Origin of the sequence: Achromobacter sp. 2789STDY5608615 (assembly GCF_001298995.1) — a bacterium.
Lineage (GTDB): Bacteria > Pseudomonadota > Gammaproteobacteria > Burkholderiales > Burkholderiaceae_B > Achromobacter > Achromobacter insuavis.
On record NZ_CYTY01000035.1, the window covers coordinates 1 to 17630 of the forward strand.

Genomic DNA, 17630 nt, shown 5'->3' on the forward strand with positions numbered 1-17630 from the left:
GAGGGGCGGGCGGATACAGTCAGGTGTCCACGCTGCGGATGGTGGATAGTGACGGGGCTCACCGCTCGGTATGATGCAAGGCACTCCTTTCGATGGCTGCCGCCTGCCATGATGCCGTCCGCCCTGTTGCCCGAATCCTTCGTCACCCAGCGCCTGCGCGCCGAGCGCATTGCGCCCACCCATCTGCCGTTCATCACCGGGATGCATGCCGACGCCGCGCTCATGGCGACCATGGGCGGCACCCGCGACGCCGCCGCCAGCCGGCGCTACGTCGAGCACAACATGCTGCACTGGGCCGAGCACGGCTACGGCATGTACGTGCTGACCGAGCGCGACAGCGGCGCGCTGGCCGGCCGCGCCGGCCTCAAGCTGGCGTTGGCGGGAAAGATCGAACGGGTCGAGGTGGCGTACGCCTTTCCGCCGGCCTGTTGGGGCCACGGCTACGCCTCCGAGATAACCCGCGCGCTGCTGACGCTGGGCTTCGAGCGCCTGCCGGTGGACGTCTTGAGCGCCGTGGCGGTGCAGCACAACGCCGCGTCGATGCGGGTGATGGAAAAGTGCGGCATGCGCTGGATCGAGACCACCGGCGAAGGCGAGGCGCGCAAGCTGCGCTACGAAATCCGGCGCCAGCAATGGCGCGCGCTGGCGGGCGCCGATCAGCGCTAACATGCGGGGATGAGTTCCCCGACTGCCCCGAACACCCCGTCGCCCGCCGACGACGATCCGCCGCCCGTACTGCCCGAGGCCCCCGCGCCCGGGGAATGCTGCAACAGCGGCTGCATCCCCTGCGTCTACGACACCTACAACGAAGCCATGGACGAATACCGCGCCGCGCTCAAGGCCTGGCGCGCGCGGCATGGCGAGGCGGGGTAGCGGGCGGGGCTGCCGCGGCGGTTCGCGCCGCCGCGGGAACGGGATGCGCGGGCAACCGGCCGCCCCGACTGTCAGAAATCCACGCTGACCGCCAACTTGACGGTGCGCGGCGTGCCGACCGAGGTGGAGCCATACCAGGCGCCTGACCAGTAGTGCTTGTCCAGCGCATTCTCCACGCTTGCGCGGAAAACCACGTTGTGGGCGGCGAGGCGGGTGGCATAGCGGGCGGCCAGATCGAGCCGTGTCCAGGCGGGTAGTTTCTGCGTGTTGGCGCTGTCCGCGTATTGCTGGCCGGTGTAAATGGCGGCGGCCCGCAGGGTCAGGCCTGGCAATGACGGCATGTCCCATTCCGCGCCCAGGTTGAACAGCCAGCTCGGAACGCCGATGGCCGTCTTGCCATCTAGCAGGCCGGTGCTGCTCTTGGTGTTGATGGCCTTGAGGTAAGTCGCGCCGCCCAGCAGGCGCAGTCCTGCCGCCGCCTCGCCGGCAATGCTCCATTCAATGCCGCGGTTGCGTTGTTCGCCGTCGGGGGCGTATCGGTTGCTGTCGCCGTTCTTGATGAGACTGGGGCGCGTGATCTGGAAGACGGCAAGGGTATTGAGCAGTGTGCCGGCATCCCATTTGGCGCCCACCTCCATCTGTTTGCTCTGGTACGGCGGGAAGACCTCGCCAAAATTGGCGGCGGTGACGTCGGTGACCCGGTCTCCCTGTGACAGGCCTTCGATGTAGTTGGCGTAGACGGAGACCGGCGCGGTCCATGGCTTGATGACCACGCCCATGGCGGGTGTCAGGGCGTGTTCGTCGTAGCGGGTGGTCACGGCGCCCGAGGGCGTATAGTTCTTCGTCCGCACGCGCTGTTGCCGCACGCCCAGCGTCAACAGGTATTCCTCCTTCAGGAACGAAATCGTGTCGGCCAGGGCGATGCTGCTCAGGGTGCTGTCGGACGACTTCGGCAGTGCGGCGGGTCCCGCGGTCAGCGTTGGTGGGGTGGGCGCATAGATGTTCGAGGCCCACATCGTCACGGGCCCCTGGACCGCGCCACCCGTCTGTCGAATGGCGTTGCCGCTCAGGGTGATCTCGTGTCCGACCGGCCCGGTGCGCAGACGACCGCGAATGCCGCCATCGGCCGCATTGGCATTGGAGAAACTCCTCGTGTTCTTGGCCATGCCGATGTAGGCGCCCGAGGGCTGCGCGTTTCTGCCCAGGGCGTTGTTCATGTAGCCGGAACTGCCTTGACGCTTGGTGCCGACCGACGCGAACCCCATCCATTGATCGTTGAAGTCGAACTCGGCCGAGGCGATGAGCGCCTTGCTGTGCTCCGAGGCTCGCGCGCCGGGCAGGGGGTTGAGCTTGGGATCCGGGGCGTCGGGAATCTGGCCGCTGGCAAACGTGGTGAAGAGCGGCATGCCGCCGCGCGTTCTGCCATCGATGCTGTAGGCGTCCAGCGCGACGCGCAGGCGTTCGCCACGAAAGTCGAGCGCCAGCGAGCCCAATTCCTTGTTCTTCGATTGGCCATCCAGGGTGGTGCGGCCATCGGACTTGGCGGCATTGACGCGAATGCCGAACGCGTCGTCGCGTCCGAAGCGTCGCCCCATGTCCAGGTGCGCGCCCAGTTCCGAGTCCGCGGAGAACTTGGCCGTCAGGCGTGTCAGCGGCGTGTCGCCCGCCCGTTTGGGCACCAGGTTGATGACCCCGCCAACGGAACCGCCGGGTGTCATGCCATACAGCAGCGCGCCTGGACCCTTGAGCACCTCGATGCGCTCAAGGAGTTCCGTTGCCACCTGAAAGCCCGGCGTCAGGCCGAACAGGCCATTCCAGGCGAAGTCCGTGCTGGGCATGTAAAACCCGCGCACGTTGAAGAACTCCGTCGGCCCCGCTTCGGGGAACGTCTGCCGCACCGATGCATCCGCGTGCAGCACTTGCGCCACCGTCCCGGCCTGCCAGTCCTCGATCATGCGGGATGTGTAGCTGGTGGTGCTGAACGGCGTTTCCATCACGTCCTTGTTGCCCAGCAGGCCGACGCGGCCTCCACGGGCCACCAGGTCGCCCGCGTAGGGCGTGGGCAGCGCACGAGCCCGGGATTCTGGCGCGCCCGTCACGCGCACCGCGGGCAGCGTGCTGATGGCCGCGCCGTCCGCAGGCAGTGCCTGGCGCAGCGCATAACTGCCATCCGCCTGCCGCACGGCGGCAAGCCCTTGTCCCCGCAGCAGTTCGGCGAAACCCTGTTCGACCGTCATGGTCGCGGACAGGCCCGCGGCACGCTTGTGCTGCGTCAATGCCCCTGGCGCGGAGAGCAGCACGCCGGCCTCTTGCGCGAAACGGGTCAAGGCGGTGTTGAGCGGTCCGGCGGGAATGTCGTAGCGCCGCGCCGGGGCGGTGGCCGGCTGCGCCTGCGCGGTTGGCGTCCAGCCCGCCGTGGCGAGCGTCAAGCCCGCCACGGCCAGGTTCAGCGCCAGCGCCACTGAGCGCAGCGCGTGAGGGGGGCAATGGGGCGCGGCGTTCGCGAGGACGTGCGTTCGGGCGGAATGCGGGGGGAAGGCGGGACGGGGCATCAATCGATCTTTCCAAAGGTTCTTCGAGCGGCGAGACGATCGGCGGCGGGCGCAGGGTGGCGGGCGTGTCCGGCCGAGGCCGTGCCGCCAGGGCGGAGTCGACGCCCGTCCAGCCGTAGTCTCTCGCTGTCTAAATCGAATGGGAGACGCAAAAGGGGAACCCGTCCTTGTCCTACAAATGGGGCAAGGCCACTTGCGTGGTCACCCACTGGCGATGGTCAGTGGCGCTGCGGGAGAGGGGCTTTCAGGCGGCCTGGCTCACGGTCTCGACGTGGGCCAGGGGGCCTGGTGCGCCGGCGTTTGCAACCAGCGCTGCCAAGCGAGCCGGGGGGCGAGGAATCGGGATTCACGGTGAAGCCAGCCGATTCAGCCGGCTAGTCCAGCCTCTATCAACGCGCATTGCAGCATGGCCTGGGCGATGTATTTCTTGACCATGCGTTCCGAGGCGTCCAGCTCGGCCGCGATGGCGCGGTAGGGCGCGCCGTCCACCTGCGCCATGATGAACGCCGTCGCCGCCTTCCGGGACAGCCGGCCGAGCATGGCGCCGATTTCCAGCAGCGTCTCGATGATGATGGCTTGATGCTCGGGCGATGGCGCCATGGGTTCGGGCCGCGCAGCCAGCGTTTGCCGCCACGCCTGTTCGATCTCGCGACGGCGCCAGAGGTCCACGCACAGGCCGCCGGCGGCGGTGCGCAGGTAGGCGCGCGCCTGGCAGACGTTGCTGAAGTCACGGCTCACCGGCTTGGCCAACAGCCGGACGAACGTGTCGTGGGCCAGGTCCGCCGCGTCGGCGGCGTTGCCCAGGCGGTGGTGCAGCCAGCGCTGCAGCCAGCCGTGATGGTCGCAATAGAGCGTTTCCAGCGAAGGAGGGGATGAGTAGGCCAGGACGCTCATGCAGAAATCACCGTGCCGCGGGTGACCGTAGGATCACGGTTTGTCCACCCTTGAAGAATGATTTTTATTATCGGGCTGGCGCAGTCCTTCCAGGCCCAATGACGGCCTGAAGTAGTCTTGTTTTGATGCCGGATGGCAGGCGTTTATTCCGCCGCTCGACGAGACTTCAGCGACTCTCAGATGATGGATCCGGCGTTGGCCACTGCCGGGCCGCATGCAGCACACGCAGCATGCGCACGAGATCGTTCGTCACGTCGTAGATCAATAGATAGTTCGGGTGCGCCACCAGCTCCCGGGTGCCCGCGACACGGCCGGGACGACCCAGGCCGGGATGATCGATCAGGCGTCCCGCCTTCTCTTCAAGAAGTTCATCAAGCATCAGCGCCGCAACGGGGTTGTCGGCCTCGATGAAATCGTAGATCGCTTCCCGGTCCTGGATCGCTTCGGGCGTCCAGCGCAGCGCCCTCACTTGGGTGTTTCAAGCCGGCGACGGGTCGCGGCGCGACGGGCTGCGAATTTGGTTTCGACCTCGGCGGCCGGCACCAGGCGGCCGGCGTTGGCGGAATCCAGGCCCGCTTGCACCTGGCGGCGGAACCAGGCGTCATGCTGGGCCGCTTCCTGTTGTTGCTGGACGTACTCCCGCATGAAGTCGCGCAGAAGCTGCGCGCCGGTGCGGTCTCGGGCCTTGGCGGCCATGGCGAACTCGTTTTTCAAGGCTTCATCCACCCGAAAGGTAAAGGTAGCGTCGCTCATGGTGCGGTTCTCATGTGTTACACGATAAGTGCAGCGTAACATGCCCGTCCCATGGCGCTTGCTGGGATCATTCGCCACGCCAGCGAGGAATGCAACAGGGGACGCGGTCAATTGGGTGATATATCGAGCACGCACATCGGACCGGTGCCCGTGCCGGCGGCGCGACCGCCTCAGCCCGCCAGCTTCATATGGATGATCGGTCGCGGCCGCCCCGCGGCGTCGGTTTCCGAGCGGCCCACGTCCACGAAGCCGTAGTGCTTGTAGAAGCCATGGGCCTGCGGGTTCTGTTCGTTGACGTCGACCCGCAGGCTGCCGTGCAGCGACAGCGCGAAATTCAGCAGGCGGCGTCCGGCGCCCTTGCCGCGCTTGTTGGCATCCACGAACAGCATCTCAACCTTGTTGTCGTTCAGGCCCATGAAGCCGGCGACCTCGCCGGCATCGTCCTCACAGACCCAGACGCGCACCGACGGCAGGTAGGTGTTGAGCACCTGCGGGTACATGGCCTGGATTTCCTTTTCGGTCAGGAACGTATGGGTGGCGCGCACCGACCGGAGCCAGATATCCACCAGGGCGAGGTCGTCGCCGTGGTTGCGTTCTCGGATGTTCATGTCAGGAAGGGGCGTCAGTGTCCGGCGCGGTGGATGTCGGTCGCCGCCAGGACGGTTTCCATTTGCACAGTATGCGCGAAAACGAAGCGGTCCCCGTACACGGTTTCATCCGGAAACTCGGAGATCAGCGCCATCGGCAGCTCTTCGCGGTCGGTTTCCGTGACCTGCACGGGGATGCCGTTCAGCACATCGAATCCGGTTTCGAGCGCGTGCGCGTGGAATAGTTCAAGCTGGCGCGCGTTGAATTCGACCAGGCCGGGCACGTTGCGGGCCAGCCGCGCCGTCACGCCCTCGATCAGGCGGCGGGCGCGCTCGCTCCAGCCAGGATGGTGGCGCAGCACCAGGAAGAAGCCCTTGGGGATGGTCCACAGCTCGAAATTGCGCGGCAGGTAGCCCGACAGGGGGGCGGGTCCACTCGTGGGCCGGGTAGCCGTGCAGATTGATGTGCAGCTGCGCGCCGCTGATGGCGTGCGCCTGGTGGCGGCCCTCGCGTTCGAAGAACGGCGCGTGCTCGCGGTAGGCGATGTCGTCGCCCAGCGCGCTGTAGCGCGAGGCGTGCAGCATGTGGCGCGGATGCTGTTCGCGCAGGCGGTTGAAAAGCGCGTAGCCGTCCGGGTTCTCGGAGGCGATCAGCGCGAAGTGGGCGTCGCCGCGCGCCTTCAGTGCCTGCGCCGCGCGCAGCGCGCCGACCACGCCGGAGGTTTCGTTGGCGTGCTGCGCGCCCGAGATGAAGACCGCCGGGCCGGTGCCGCGCAGGTAGGTGCCCAGCACCGGGCGGCCCTGGCGCGAGACGGCCTGGAAGGCGTCGCCGCCCAGCGCGGCCATGCAGCCGGCGATCTGCGCGGCCGCCAGCGGCTGGCGCAGGTCGGCCAGCGGCGCGTCGAGCGCCGCGGGCGTCACGGGCGCCGGCGGCGCGAAGGGCTCCAGCGTCACCAGCACGCGCGCCGCGCCGTCGTGGCGGCGGACGTCCGGAATGATCTGGCCGGGTTGCAGGCCGCGGTCGCCGGAGGGGCGGCCGGAGTGATGCTGGAAGTGTTCCAGCAGCGTGAAGTACAGGTCCTCGTGCAGCGCCTCGAAGGTGCTGACGATTTCCTCGTCGACCGGCAGCGCGAAGTCCATGCCGGGCAGGTCGACGCGGATTTCCAGCCGGTCGAAGTACGGTTCGTGCGCGCCCCAGGGATGGTTGCGCACCGTGTCGACGATGCTGCGGAAGGCCTGCTGGTATTCGGTGGCCTGGGCCGCGTCGGTCTGCACGGCGCCGTTGGCGTCGCGCACGCGCAGCCAGCCGGTGGGCGATAGCTCGGGCGTGCCGTCCTGCGCCTGGCCGAGCTGGTTGGGGGCGAACACGCGCGTCTCGCGGCGGCTGCCGTCGGCGTAGGCCAGGGCCACGTCGTAGTGCAGGTCGGACGCGCCCGGCTTCATCGTCACGCGCACGCCCGGCAGCAGCGCCACCAGGGGATAGGCCTCGAGCGTGAAGCGCTTGGCCTGGGCGTGCTCATGCAGCGGGTAGCGCAGCTCGACCGCCGTCAGGCCATCGCGCTCGACCTCTTCCAGGAAGTAGTGCAGCAGCGGCTTGTAGGCGCTGCGAAAACGCGCCGTCACGCCGGCCTGCGCCAGCCGCGCCTCGGCCTCGCGGCGCGCGTCGACGCCCTCGAACAGCCAGCCTTCCACCGCCGCGCCGCGCCAGGCGGGGGCCTTGTAGGCGTGGATCCAGGCGTCCAGGGTGCGGTCGAATGTCTTTTCCAGCAGTGCCATGATCTTCAGATTTTTCCAGTCGGGTCCAGACGGTCGCGCAGCCAGTCGCCCAGCAGGTTCAGGCCCAGCACGGTCAACATGATCGCCAGGCCGGGGAACACGCTCACCCACCACGCCGTCTGCATGTAGGTGCGGCCATCGGCCAGCATACCGCCCCAGCTCGGGATCATGGGATCCACGCCCAGGCCCAGGAAGGTCAGGCTGCTTTCCAGCAGGATGTTGTTGGCGACGTTCAGCGTCATCAGGATCACCAGCGGGCCCAGCAGGTTGGGCACGATGTGATGGCGGATCATGGCCAGGTCGCGCACGCCGAAGGCGCGCGCCGCCAGCACGAACTCGCGTTCGCGCAGCGCCAGCACCTGGGCCCGCACCAGGCGCGCATACTGCACCCATTGCGAGATGATCATGAAGAAGATCACGTTGAACAGGCCACCGCCGAGGATGGCGATGAAGGTGATGGCCACCAGGATGAACGGCAGCGCCAGCTGCACGTCGGCGAAGCGCATCACGATCATGTCCCAGAAGCCGCGGTAGTAGCCGGCGATCAGGCCCATGATGATGCCTAGCAGGGCGCCGCCCAGCACGGAAGCGAAGCCGACCAGCAGCGAGATCTTGCCGCCGACGATGACGCGCGCCAGCACATCGCGGCCCAGCGGGTCGGTGCCGAACAGGTGGGCCGCGCTGTTGAAGGGCGCCATCAGGCGGGCGGTCAGGTCCATGGACTCGCCGCCATCGGGGAACAGCCAGCCCGAGGCCAGCACCAGGACGATCATGACGCCGGTCAGCACGGCGCCCAGCACGAATTCCAGCGAGCGGTAGCGGCTGCGCGGCTTGACGGCCTTGGGAGCGGCGGGGGAAGTAGTGGTCTGCATGGGGCTCACCGCGTGCGGATACGGGGATCGACGATGCCGTAGGCGATGTCGACGATCAGGTTGACCAGGACGATGACGGCGGCCAGCACGGTGACCGTGCCTTGCAGCACCGGGTAGTCGCGGCCGGAGATGGCGTCGAACGCCAGCGTGCCCAGGCCGGGCCAGTTGAACACCATCTCGATGACGACGATGCCGCCGATCAGGCCGCCGAACTGCAGCCCCAGGTAGGTGATGAGCGGAATGGCGCAGTTGCGCAGCGCATGCTTGTACAGCACGATGCGCTCCTTCAGGCCCTTGCTGCGCGCCACCATGATGTACTGGGCCGACAGCGTTTCCAGCATGGTGGTGCGCACCAGGCGGATGTTGGTGGCCGACAGGATGATCGCCATGGTCAGCGACGGCAGCACCAGGCTGGCCGGACCGCTCCAGCCCGACGGCGGCAGCAGCGGGAAGGTGATCGACAGCAGCAGCACCAGCATCAGCGCCAGCCAGAAGTTGGGGAACGACAGCCCCACCAGCGACAGGATGCGGATCGCCTGGTCGGTGGGCTTGCCGCGCTTGATGGCGGCCTGGATGCCCAGCGGCAGCGAAATCAGGATCGAGGCGATCAGCGAGGTGAACGCCAGCATCAGCGTGGCCGGCAGCGCGTCGCCGATCAGCTTGGCGACCGAGGTGCCGCCCATGAAGCTGCGGCCGAAGTCGCCGTGCAGCAGGCCCTGCATGTAGCTCAGGTATTGCTCGTGGAACGGCCGGTTCAGGCCCAGCGCCTGGCGGATGTTGGCCAGGTCCTGCTCGGTGACGCTGCCCGAGCCCTGGCTGAGCATCAGCGCGGGGTCGCCGGTCAGGCGCACGGCATAGGAGACGAGCAGCGTCACGGCCACGATCACGAAGACCGCCTGCAACACGCGTTTAATCAGAAATCCGGTCATGAGGCTCCGCCAGGGCTTTCGCCCCGGCGAATCAGTAGGGTTAATGCGTCAAATGCTTCAAAAACATCGCGACACCCAATCAGGCATCGCCCCCCCCCTGGCGGGATGCCGCGGATCCGGCTCCGCCGGTCCGCAGGCATGCCCCCTTGAGGGGGAAGCGCGCAGCGCTTCGGGGGTGGGCTCTACTCCACCGTCGTTTCCAGGAAACGGAAGCGGATGTCGCCCGGCACTTCCAGGCCCTTCACGCGCTTGTTCACGCCGACGATGGTGTTCAGGCTGTACAGCGGCAGTTCCAGCGCCTGGTCGGCCACGTAGCCGGCGATCTCCTGCAGCATGGCTTCGCGCTTCTTCACGTCATAGACGGTGCGCTGCGCTTCCAGCATGGCGTTCAGCTTGGGATCGTTGTCGTACGGATTCCACTTCTGGCCCGAGTGGTACATCAGGTAGGCCGTGTTGTCGTAGTCGTAGGTCCAGCCGCCCCACTGGTTCTGCCACATCTCGCCGGTCTTGCCGCCGGGGATGATGTCGTTGAGCAGCACGCCGGTCTCATACGGCTTGATGGTGGCGCGCACGCCCACCGCCTGCAGATAGCCCGACACCGCCTGGGCCACTTCGCGGAAGTTCGAATCGCTGCCGCGCACGTCGATCTGCACCGTCGCGCCCGGCTTGATGCCGGCGCCGGCCAGCAGCTTCTTGGCTTCGGCGGGGTTGAAGGGCAGCGGCTTTTGCTCGGGGTTGTAGCCGAACGACTGCGGGCCCTGGAAGCTGGCGATGGTCTTGGCCTGGCCCAGCAGCAGCTGCTTGACGATGGTGTCGCGGTCCACCGCCATGATCAGCGCGCGGCGCACGTCGCGGTTCTGGGTGATGCCGTTCTTGGTGTTGTAGCGCAGCGCGAAGGCGACCGGGCCGCCGGTCGAGATGACGTCGGCGTTGCCGGACTTCTTGACCGTCTCGATCAGGCCCAGCGGGATCAGCGTGGCGATGTCGACGCGGCCAGCCTGCAGTTCGGCGACCTGGGTGCCGGGTTCGCTGATGAAGCGGTAGACCACCTTGTCCAGCTTGGGCTTGCCGCCCCAGTAGTCGTCATTGCGCGCCAGGGTCACGTTGACCTTGGGCTGGTAGCTCTCGAACTTGAACGGGCCGGTGCCGACCGGATGGGTGTTGAAGTTCTCCTCGCCCTTTTCCTGGATGTACTTGGGCGGCACGATCATGGCGCCGTAGCCGGCCAGCTTGGTCAGCAGCACGGGGTCGGGCTGCTTGAGGATGAAGTCGACGGTGTACTCGTCCACCACCTTGACCTCGCCGATCGAGTCGTAGTTCGACTTCTGCGGGCCCTTGGCGCCTTCCGCGCCCAGCAGGCGCTCGAAGGTGAACTTGACGGCCTCGGCGTTGAACGGCTCGCCGTTGTGGAACTTGACGCCCTGGCGCAGCGTGAAGCGCAGGCGCTTGTTGTCGTCCAGGTATTCCCACTTGGTGGCCAGGCCCGGCTGCAGCTTCAGGTCGGCGCCGCGCATGGTCAGCCCGTCGTACAGGTTGCTGCCGACCGAACCCCAGAAGGTCACGAAGGTGTCGATCGGATCCCAGCTGCCCGGATCCTGGTTGATGGCGACGTTGAGCGTGCCGGCCGCGTGCGCGGTCGACAGGACCGCGGGCAGCGCGCCGCCCAGCGCCAGGGCCAGGGCGGTGGCGGTGAAGGTTTTGCGTAGGGAGAGCATGTTCAACTCCAGGGACGGGAAATCGGCCGGGCCGACGTGGAAAAGTGGGGTCAGGCGGCGCGGGCCACGCGGTGGCCGGGCGCGAATTCAACCAGGGGAATGATCGCCGGCTCGTCGCCCACGCGCCGCACCGGGCTGGGGATCTCGCCCTCGATCAGCGAGGTGTCGATGTGGCGGCCGGGCTCGGCCACCGGCACGGCGGCCAGCAGCTTGCGGGTGTAGGCGTGTTGCGGCGATTCGAAGATCTGGCGGCGCGTGCCCAGCTCGACGATCTGGCCCAGGTACAGCACCGCCACGCGGTGGCTGACCTTCTCCACCACCGCCATGTCGTGGGTGATGAACAGGTACGACAGGCCGCGGTCCTTCTGCAGGTCCATCAGCAGGTTCAGGATCTGCGCCTGGATCGACACGTCCAGCGCCGACACCGATTCGTCGGCGATGATCAGCTTGGGGTCGCTGGCCAGGGCGCGCGCGATACAGACGCGCTGGCGCTGGCCGCCCGAGAACTCGTGCGGATAGCGGCGCGCGTGCTCGGGCTTCAGGCCCACCTGTTCCAGCAGCTCGCCGACGCGGCGCGCGATGGCGGCTTCGTCGCTCAGCAGGCGGTGGGTGCGGATCGGCTCGGCGATGCTGAAGGCCACGGTCTTGCGCGGGTCCAGCGAGGCGTAAGGATCCTGGAAGATGTACTGGATCTCCTGGCGCAGGCGCTGGCGGCCGGCGGCGTCCATCGAGAAGATGTCCTGGCCGTTGTAGCGCACCGCGCCCGAGGTCGGCGCCACCAGCTGCTGCAGGGTCTTGCCGATGGTCGACTTGCCGCTGCCCGATTCGCCCACCAGCGCCAGCGTTTCGCCGGGGTAGACGTCGAAGCTGACTTCCTCGACCGCGTGCACGCGGTGGGTGACGCGGCCGAACAGGTTGTGGCCGACGTCAAAGCGCGTGGTCAGCTTCTCGACGCGCAGCACCGGCTCGTCGTAGCGCGCCGTGTCCTGCTCGCGGGTCTCGCCCACTTCGCGCAGCGTGTCGCCTTCCAGCACCGTCTGCGGCGTGCGCAGCGGCAGGTCGCGGCCGGTCAGGCTGCCCAGGCGCGGCACGGCGGCCAGCAGGGCGCGGGTATAGGGATGCCTGGGCGCGCGGAAGATCTCTTCCACCGGGCCCTGCTCGACCTTCTTGCCGCGCAGCATCACCACCACGTCGTCGGCCATCTCGGCCACCACGCCCATGTCGTGGGTGATGAAGATCACGGCCGTGCCCAGGTCGCGTTGCAGTTCGCGGATGGTGTTCAGGATCTGCGCCTGGATCGTCACGTCCAGCGCGGTGGTCGGTTCGTCGGCGATCAACAGGCGCGGCTGGCACGACAGCGCCATCGCGATCATCACGCGCTGGCGCATGCCGCCCGACAACTGGTGCGGGTAGCGGTCCAGCAGCTGTTCGGCGTCCGGCAGGCGCACCTTCTCCAGCAGCGCGCGCGCCGCCTTGCGGGCGGCCGAGCGCGACAGCTGCTGGTGCAGCATGATGGCCTCGATGATCTGGTCGCCGATGGTGAACACCGGGTTCAGCGAGGTCATCGGCTCCTGGAAGATCATGGCGATGTCGTTGCCGCGGATCGCGCGCATCCGCTCGTCGGACGCGGCGGTCAGGTCGACCTCGCGGTCGTCGCTGTCGCGCAGCAGGATCTTGCCGGTGGCGATGCGGCCGTTGTTGTAGTCCGTCAGCCGCATGATGGCCATGGACGTCACCGACTTGCCCGAGCCGGACTCGCCGACGATGGCCAGCGTCTTGCCCGGCCGCACGTCGAAGTCCAGGTTCTCGACGGCGCGGAACACGCCGTTTTCGGTATTGAAGTCCACCGAGACGCCGCGCACGGAGAGCAGCGGCTGGGCGGAAGGGGGCGGGAATGCTAGACAACGTGGATTCTCACAGCGAGGTGGCGGCGCGGGCGGCCTGGTCGTACAGGCCCGACAGGGCGCGCAGGGTATTGGCCAGCTGGTGGCTGGCATCGTCCGCGGCGGGGGAGTCGATGAAGGGTTTCACCAGGCATTGCTCGCGCACTTCGGCGTAGCGCTGGATCGCGGCCGCGCCGGCGTCGGTGGTGGTGTAGACCACTTCCTTGCCGGTCTTGGCGCTTTGCACCACGCCCAGCCGCTCCAGCTTCTTGAGCGAATAGTTCACCAGGTGGGTGTCTTCGACATTGAGCGTGAAGCAGATGTCCGCCAGTTTCTTGCCGCGGCCGCGATGGAACACGTGGTTCAGCACCAGGATGTCCAGCGAGGTCAGCTCGGGCAGCCCGGCACAGGCCATGCAGCGGACCATCCAGCGATTGAAGGCGTGCGAGGCGATGATCAGGCCGAACTCCACCTCGGACAGCTCCGGGGCGGACGAGGCGAGATGGGAGGAGGAAACAATGGCGTCCCGGACGGAAACAGACATGGGCGGCAGTTGGGGACGGATCGACAATAAAACGTTGGCGAATTATTGACGATTTGTGGATATGCAGGCATCCGGGATAACCCGTGGATATAAGCCGCCCTGGTTGTCATCACTGCAAGTCATTCAAGCCGAGGCGATCCCCGCGCTGGCCATGGCTATGTCGTGCCCGCGGACTCGTGCAGCAGCCCGAGGTCGGGCGGCCGGTTCTCGATGATGGCTTCCATGCTGAAAAAGCCCGTCACGGTGGACAGCTCGAAATCGGTGATCAGCTTCTGATAGAAGCGGTCGTACCCCGCGATGCCGCGGCAGACCACCTGGATCAGGTAGTCCCAGTCGCCGCCGATGCGATAGAACCCGGTCACCTCGGGCAGGCGTTCGACGTGCTTGCGGAAGCCGTCGGCCCATTCCTTGGCATGATGGCTGGTGCGGATCATCACGAACACCGTCAGGTCCAGTCCCAGCGCGACCAGATTCACCTCGGCGCGGGTGCCGCGGATGATGCCGCAGGCGTTCAGCCGCTGCAGCCGGCGCCAGCAGGCGTTCTGCGACAAACCGACCCGATCGGCCAGCTCGCGCTGCGACAGCGAGCCCTCGCGTTGCAGGCAGGAAATGATATTTAGATCAAACTTGTCAATTTTTTCCATGGCGTCGTTCAAATGATCTGTTTTTGACGATTTTAAGGAAAATTTAGGTGAAGTTTAAAAATTCCTTCCATCGTATGATATTTCGCTGACTTTCCACCCGCCGCATTCCCGTATCCACACCATGTCTACCCAAGCGACCCCGGCCACCACAGGGCCGTTGCGCCAGTTCCAGCAATCCCTGCAATCCCCCGATATCGTCGCCAGCCTGGCCGATGGCCTGATCGGCAAGGACGCCGTCATCGAAGGCCCCTTCGGCCTCAAGCCGCTGGTCTACGCCGACTACGTGGCCTCCGGCCGCGCGCTCATGCAGGTCGAGCGCTTCGTCCTTGAGCACGTGCTGCCGTACTACGCCAATTCGCACACCGAGGCCTCGTTCTGCGGCAGCTTCATCACGCGCTTGCGGCGCGAGGCGCGCGCCGTGGTCGGCCGCTGCTGCGGCGCGGGCGACGAGCATGCCGTGATCTTCTCCGGCTCGGGCGCCACCATGGGCATCAACCGCCTGGTGCACCTGTTCGGCGTGCCGGCCGCGCTGGCGGCGGGCCGCAAGGTGCGGGTCGTCATCGGCCCCTACGAGCATCATTCGAACATCCTGCCCTGGCGCGAATGCGGCGCCGACATCGTCGCGCTGGCCGAAAGCCCGCGGGGCGGCCCGGACCTGGCCGAGCTGGACGCGGCGCTGCGCGCGCCCGACGACACGCTGGTCATCTGCGCGCTGTCGGCCGCCTCCAACGTCACCGGCATCGTCGCCGACGTCGAAGCCATCACCCGTCGCGTCAAGCGCGCCGGCGCCAGGATGGTCTGGGACTACGCCGGCGGCGCGCCGTACCTGGACATGCGCATGACCCCGGCGGACGACGCGGCCATCGACGCCATCGTGTTCTCGCCGCACAAGTTCATCGGCGGCCCCGGCGCGTCCGGCATCCTGATCGTGCGCCGCGACGCGGTGGCCGTGGCGACGCCCACCTTCCCGGGCGGCGGCACCGTCAAGTTCGTTTCGCCCGGCGGCCATGACTACAGCGCCAGCCTGGAGGCGCGCGAAGAGGCCGGCACGCCCAACGTGGTCGGCGACATCCGCGCCGCGCTGGTGCTGCTGGTCAAGGAAGCGCTGGGCGCCGACCTCATGGCGCGGCGCAACGCCGCCTTCGTGCAGCGCGCGCTGGCCCGCTGGCAGGACGATCCCCGCCTGGAACTGCTGGGTTCATTGAGCGCCCCGCGCCTGCCGATCTTCTCCTTCCGCGTGCGCAACGGCCAGGGCGGCCATGTCCACCAGCAATTGGTCACGCGCATGCTGAGCGATCGCTTCGGCATCCAGGCGCGCGGCGGCTGCGCCTGCGCCGGCCCGTACGTGCACAACCTGCTGGAGATCGACGAGGCCGAGTCGGCGCGCATGCGCCAGGCCATTCTCGATGGCCGCGAGATCGAAAAGCCGGGCTTCATCCGCCTGAACTTCAGCGTGCTGCTGTCCGACGCCAAGGCCGACTTCATCCTCGATTCGGTGCTGGCATTGGCCGCCGACGCGACCGAGTTCGAAGACCGCTACGACTTCGATCCCGGCCGCGCCATCTTCTTCCCGCGGCCCGCCCCGGCGGCGGTCGCCTGAGGCGGCGGACCGCCATGCCGCGCGGGGGCGCCGCCCTCGCCGCGTGGCGGCCGCGCTATTGCTTCATGTAGGGGCCGCAGGTGTCGATCCAGGCGCTCTTGCGCGCGGCCAGGTCGTCCGGCTGGCTCTGCATCGCGCTCACGGTCTTCTCGGGAAACTTGCCGCCGTCGCGCGCGCATTGCTCGTAGTCGTCGACCAGCGCGAACTCCATGTCCAGCAGGTCCAGCCGGCCCTGGCACAGCGGCGCGTTCAGCTCCTGCCAGTTGGCGGTCTCGCGTCCCTTCTGCACTTTCACCGCCTCCTGGTAGCGGGCGACGCTGGCGTCGAACCGCGCCACGCATTCCTCGGCCGCATGAGCGGCGCCCAGCGGCAGGGCACAGGCGAGCAGGAGCAGGGCGGACAGAGGGCGGGTCGGGATCATGGACAGGGGCTTCCGGCGCGGCGGGGCCGCGAAATGCGATGGGCGCATCATAACTGCCGGGCCTCGCGGGCCTCAGGCGGAGGCCTGCGCCGCCAGGGGCAGGGCCATTGCCTCGCCCGCCCACTCCACCCGGTTGCGTCCGGACATCTTGCCCCGGTACAGCGCCGCGTCGGCCTGATGCATGATGTCGTCCAGCACCTGCGTGCTGGCAAAGCGCTGTGACACGCCGATGGTGGCCGTGCAGCGGATGGGGCCATGCGGGCGGCCGCCCGGTACCTGGCTGTGGGCAATCGCCGCGCGCAGACGCTCGGCCAGGTGCAGGGCGCCGTCCCGGTCGCTGTTGAGCGCCACCACCACGAACTCCTCGCCGCCCAGCCGGCACACCAGGTCGCCCTGGCGCACCGTGTCCTGCAGCACCCGCGCCACCCGGCTCAGGACCTGGTCGCCGGTCTGGTGGCCGTAGGTGTCGTTGATCTGCTTGAAGCGGTCGATGTCCACGATCAGCAGGTGCGAAGGCGCGGCGTGGCGGACTCGGAAGTGCGCCTCCAGTCCGTCCATCAGGCCGCGCCGGTTCAGCAGGCCGGTGAGCGGATCGCGCGTGGCCATGGTGCGCAGTTCATCCGTCAGGCGCCGCAGGATCAGCCAGACCACGGCCGGCGGCAGCACCGTGCCCAGGAATGACATATAGATGTAGAACACTGTCTGGAACTGGCCCTGCATGTCCAGGGCCGGCATGCCGCCCTTCAGGATCAGCATGAACTTCGCCGCGTTCAGGCCGCAGATGCCGCCCACCAGGATGGCGAAGACGATCATCTCCAGGCGCAGGTCGCGCGCGAAGGTGCGCGCGCCGTACAGCAGCCCCAGCGTCATCGCCAGGAACAGCAGGGCGCACGAGGCCGCCAGCAGCGCATGGCGCGCCTCCGTGCCCCACGCCGCCTGCACCAGCACTTGCAGCGCGGTGTAGAAAATGGCCAGCGCCAGCATGGGGTACAGCACGGGGATGGGGCGGTTGAAAAACCGTAGCGCCCCGAACACATACGCGACCGGGGCGCACAGGGTCAGGGTGTGGTTGAGGAAATTCATCGCGCCCCAGCCCGGCTCGGCGCCCAGCAATTGCAGGATGTAGGCCACGCCCAGCAGCAGGTGGCCGGCGGCGAACACGTCCGTGCCCATCTTCCTGCCGCCCAGCCGGGTGCTGATCAGCAGGAACATGGCGCAGAAGCAGAACAGGTGCACGCAGAGCATGCCGAGGATGACGACAGAGGCAACCATGGAGGGGCGTGCGTGGAGAGGCGGCAGGAACCGCGATCGCAGGGGATGGCGGCTGGGGTGCGCGCGTTGGCATCCCAAACCGCCGCGTTAAGCCGCTTTGGCGCCAGATGGGCGCTTTTAGGTCGATGAATGGTAAGCGCAGGTTTCAGGTTGCGTCAAGATTGAGCGTATCGCCTCGCGCGGCGGCGCGGGCAGGCGGCGTGAAGGCGGCCGCCATGCTGCATGGAAAACCAGTATGGCAATCGCTCCGAACGCGTCTACCATCGTTCACACGTCAAGGAATCGAAGATCCGATCCTCCCACGGGCAATCGGAC

Annotated in this window: 16 protein-coding genes and 1 pseudogene; 3 read left to right on the top strand and 14 right to left on the bottom strand. The window is 67.5% G+C overall.

The genetic code is table 11. The features are described 5' to 3' along the window. Positions 1–108 precede the first annotated feature (108 nt). Together AOZ49_RS24270 and AOZ49_RS24275 are read left to right on the top strand one after the other, a co-directional pair. Positions 109–666 (top strand): GNAT family N-acetyltransferase, encoded by a 558-nt coding sequence (locus AOZ49_RS24270; protein ID WP_231690433.1) that lies wholly within the window; start codon positions 109–111, stop codon positions 664–666. 9 nt (positions 667–675) lie between these two features. Then, positions 676–873, top strand: a complete 198-nt coding sequence (locus AOZ49_RS24275) for an oxidoreductase-like domain-containing protein (RefSeq protein ID WP_054478236.1) — start codon at positions 676–678, stop codon at positions 871–873. Positions 874–944: 71 nt separating this feature from the next. Here AOZ49_RS24275 and AOZ49_RS24280 read toward each other — a convergent pair whose 3' ends face one another. The 12 genes and pseudogenes from AOZ49_RS24280 to AOZ49_RS24335 form a co-directional block, all read right to left on the bottom strand. Continuing rightward, entirely contained in the window at positions 945–3425 is a 2481-nt protein-coding gene (locus tag AOZ49_RS24280) for a TonB-dependent receptor (protein ID WP_156355740.1), read from the bottom strand. A gap of 366 nt (positions 3426–3791) precedes the next feature. Continuing rightward, positions 3792–4319, bottom strand: coding sequence for a sigma-70 family RNA polymerase sigma factor (locus tag AOZ49_RS24285; protein WP_054478242.1), 528 nt, complete (start codon positions 4317–4319; stop codon positions 3792–3794). 166 nt (positions 4320–4485) lie between these two features. Then, a complete protein-coding gene (locus AOZ49_RS24290) occupies positions 4486–4788 on the bottom strand; it encodes a type II toxin-antitoxin system RelE/ParE family toxin (RefSeq protein WP_054430292.1) in 303 nt (100 codons plus the stop codon). Further along, a complete protein-coding gene (locus AOZ49_RS24295) occupies positions 4785–5072 on the bottom strand; it encodes a CopG family ribbon-helix-helix protein (RefSeq protein WP_054430290.1) in 288 nt (95 codons plus the stop codon). The genes AOZ49_RS24290 and AOZ49_RS24295 overlap by 4 nt, the downstream gene beginning before the upstream one ends. Before the next feature lie 170 nt (positions 5073–5242). Next, a complete protein-coding gene (locus AOZ49_RS24300; protein ID WP_006396127.1) occupies positions 5243–5680 on the bottom strand; it encodes an acetyltransferase in 438 nt (145 codons plus the stop codon). A 14-nt stretch (positions 5681–5694) separates the two neighbouring features. After that, a pseudogene (locus tag AOZ49_RS24305) lies at positions 5695–7435 on the bottom strand (peptidase M14). Between the two features lie 5 nt (positions 7436–7440). Next, on the bottom strand, positions 7441–8307 hold the full coding sequence (locus AOZ49_RS24310; RefSeq protein ID WP_054430286.1) for an ABC transporter permease: 867 nt from the start codon (positions 8305–8307) through the stop codon (positions 7441–7443). Between the two features lie 5 nt (positions 8308–8312). Then, positions 8313–9236, bottom strand: coding sequence for an ABC transporter permease (locus AOZ49_RS24315; protein WP_006385014.1), 924 nt, complete (start codon positions 9234–9236; stop codon positions 8313–8315). A 182-nt stretch (positions 9237–9418) separates the two neighbouring features. Then, positions 9419–10951 (bottom strand): ABC transporter substrate-binding protein, encoded by a 1533-nt coding sequence (locus AOZ49_RS24320; RefSeq protein WP_054430285.1) that lies wholly within the window; start codon positions 10949–10951, stop codon positions 9419–9421. Between the two features lie 50 nt (positions 10952–11001). After that, a complete protein-coding gene (locus AOZ49_RS24325; protein WP_369815866.1) occupies positions 11002–12822 on the bottom strand; it encodes an ABC transporter ATP-binding protein in 1821 nt (606 codons plus the stop codon). Between the two features lie 43 nt (positions 12823–12865). Continuing rightward, positions 12866–13378, bottom strand: a complete 513-nt coding sequence (locus AOZ49_RS24330; protein ID WP_054430353.1) for a winged helix DNA-binding protein — start codon at positions 13376–13378, stop codon at positions 12866–12868. A gap of 155 nt (positions 13379–13533) precedes the next feature. Next, positions 13534–14022 carry an Lrp/AsnC family transcriptional regulator gene (locus tag AOZ49_RS24335; protein ID WP_197286771.1) on the bottom strand — a complete coding sequence of 163 codons (489 nt, stop codon included), beginning with the start codon at positions 14020–14022 and terminating at the stop codon, positions 13534–13536. A 121-nt stretch (positions 14023–14143) separates the two neighbouring features. On the opposite strand from AOZ49_RS24335, the gene AOZ49_RS24340 reads away from it, so the two are divergent. Beyond that, entirely contained in the window at positions 14144–15622 is a 1479-nt protein-coding gene (locus tag AOZ49_RS24340) for an aminotransferase class V-fold PLP-dependent enzyme (protein WP_054478248.1), read from the top strand. A gap of 55 nt (positions 15623–15677) precedes the next feature. Here the strand turns inward: AOZ49_RS24340 and AOZ49_RS24345 are convergent, their stop codons facing one another. Together AOZ49_RS24345 and AOZ49_RS24350 are read right to left on the bottom strand one after the other, a co-directional pair. Further along, entirely contained in the window at positions 15678–16043 is a 366-nt protein-coding gene (locus AOZ49_RS24345) for a hypothetical protein (protein WP_054430352.1), read from the bottom strand. A gap of 72 nt (positions 16044–16115) precedes the next feature. Next, positions 16116–17315, bottom strand: a complete 1200-nt coding sequence (locus AOZ49_RS24350; RefSeq protein WP_054430277.1) for a GGDEF domain-containing protein — start codon at positions 17313–17315, stop codon at positions 16116–16118. Positions 17316–17630: the final 315 nt, after the last annotated feature.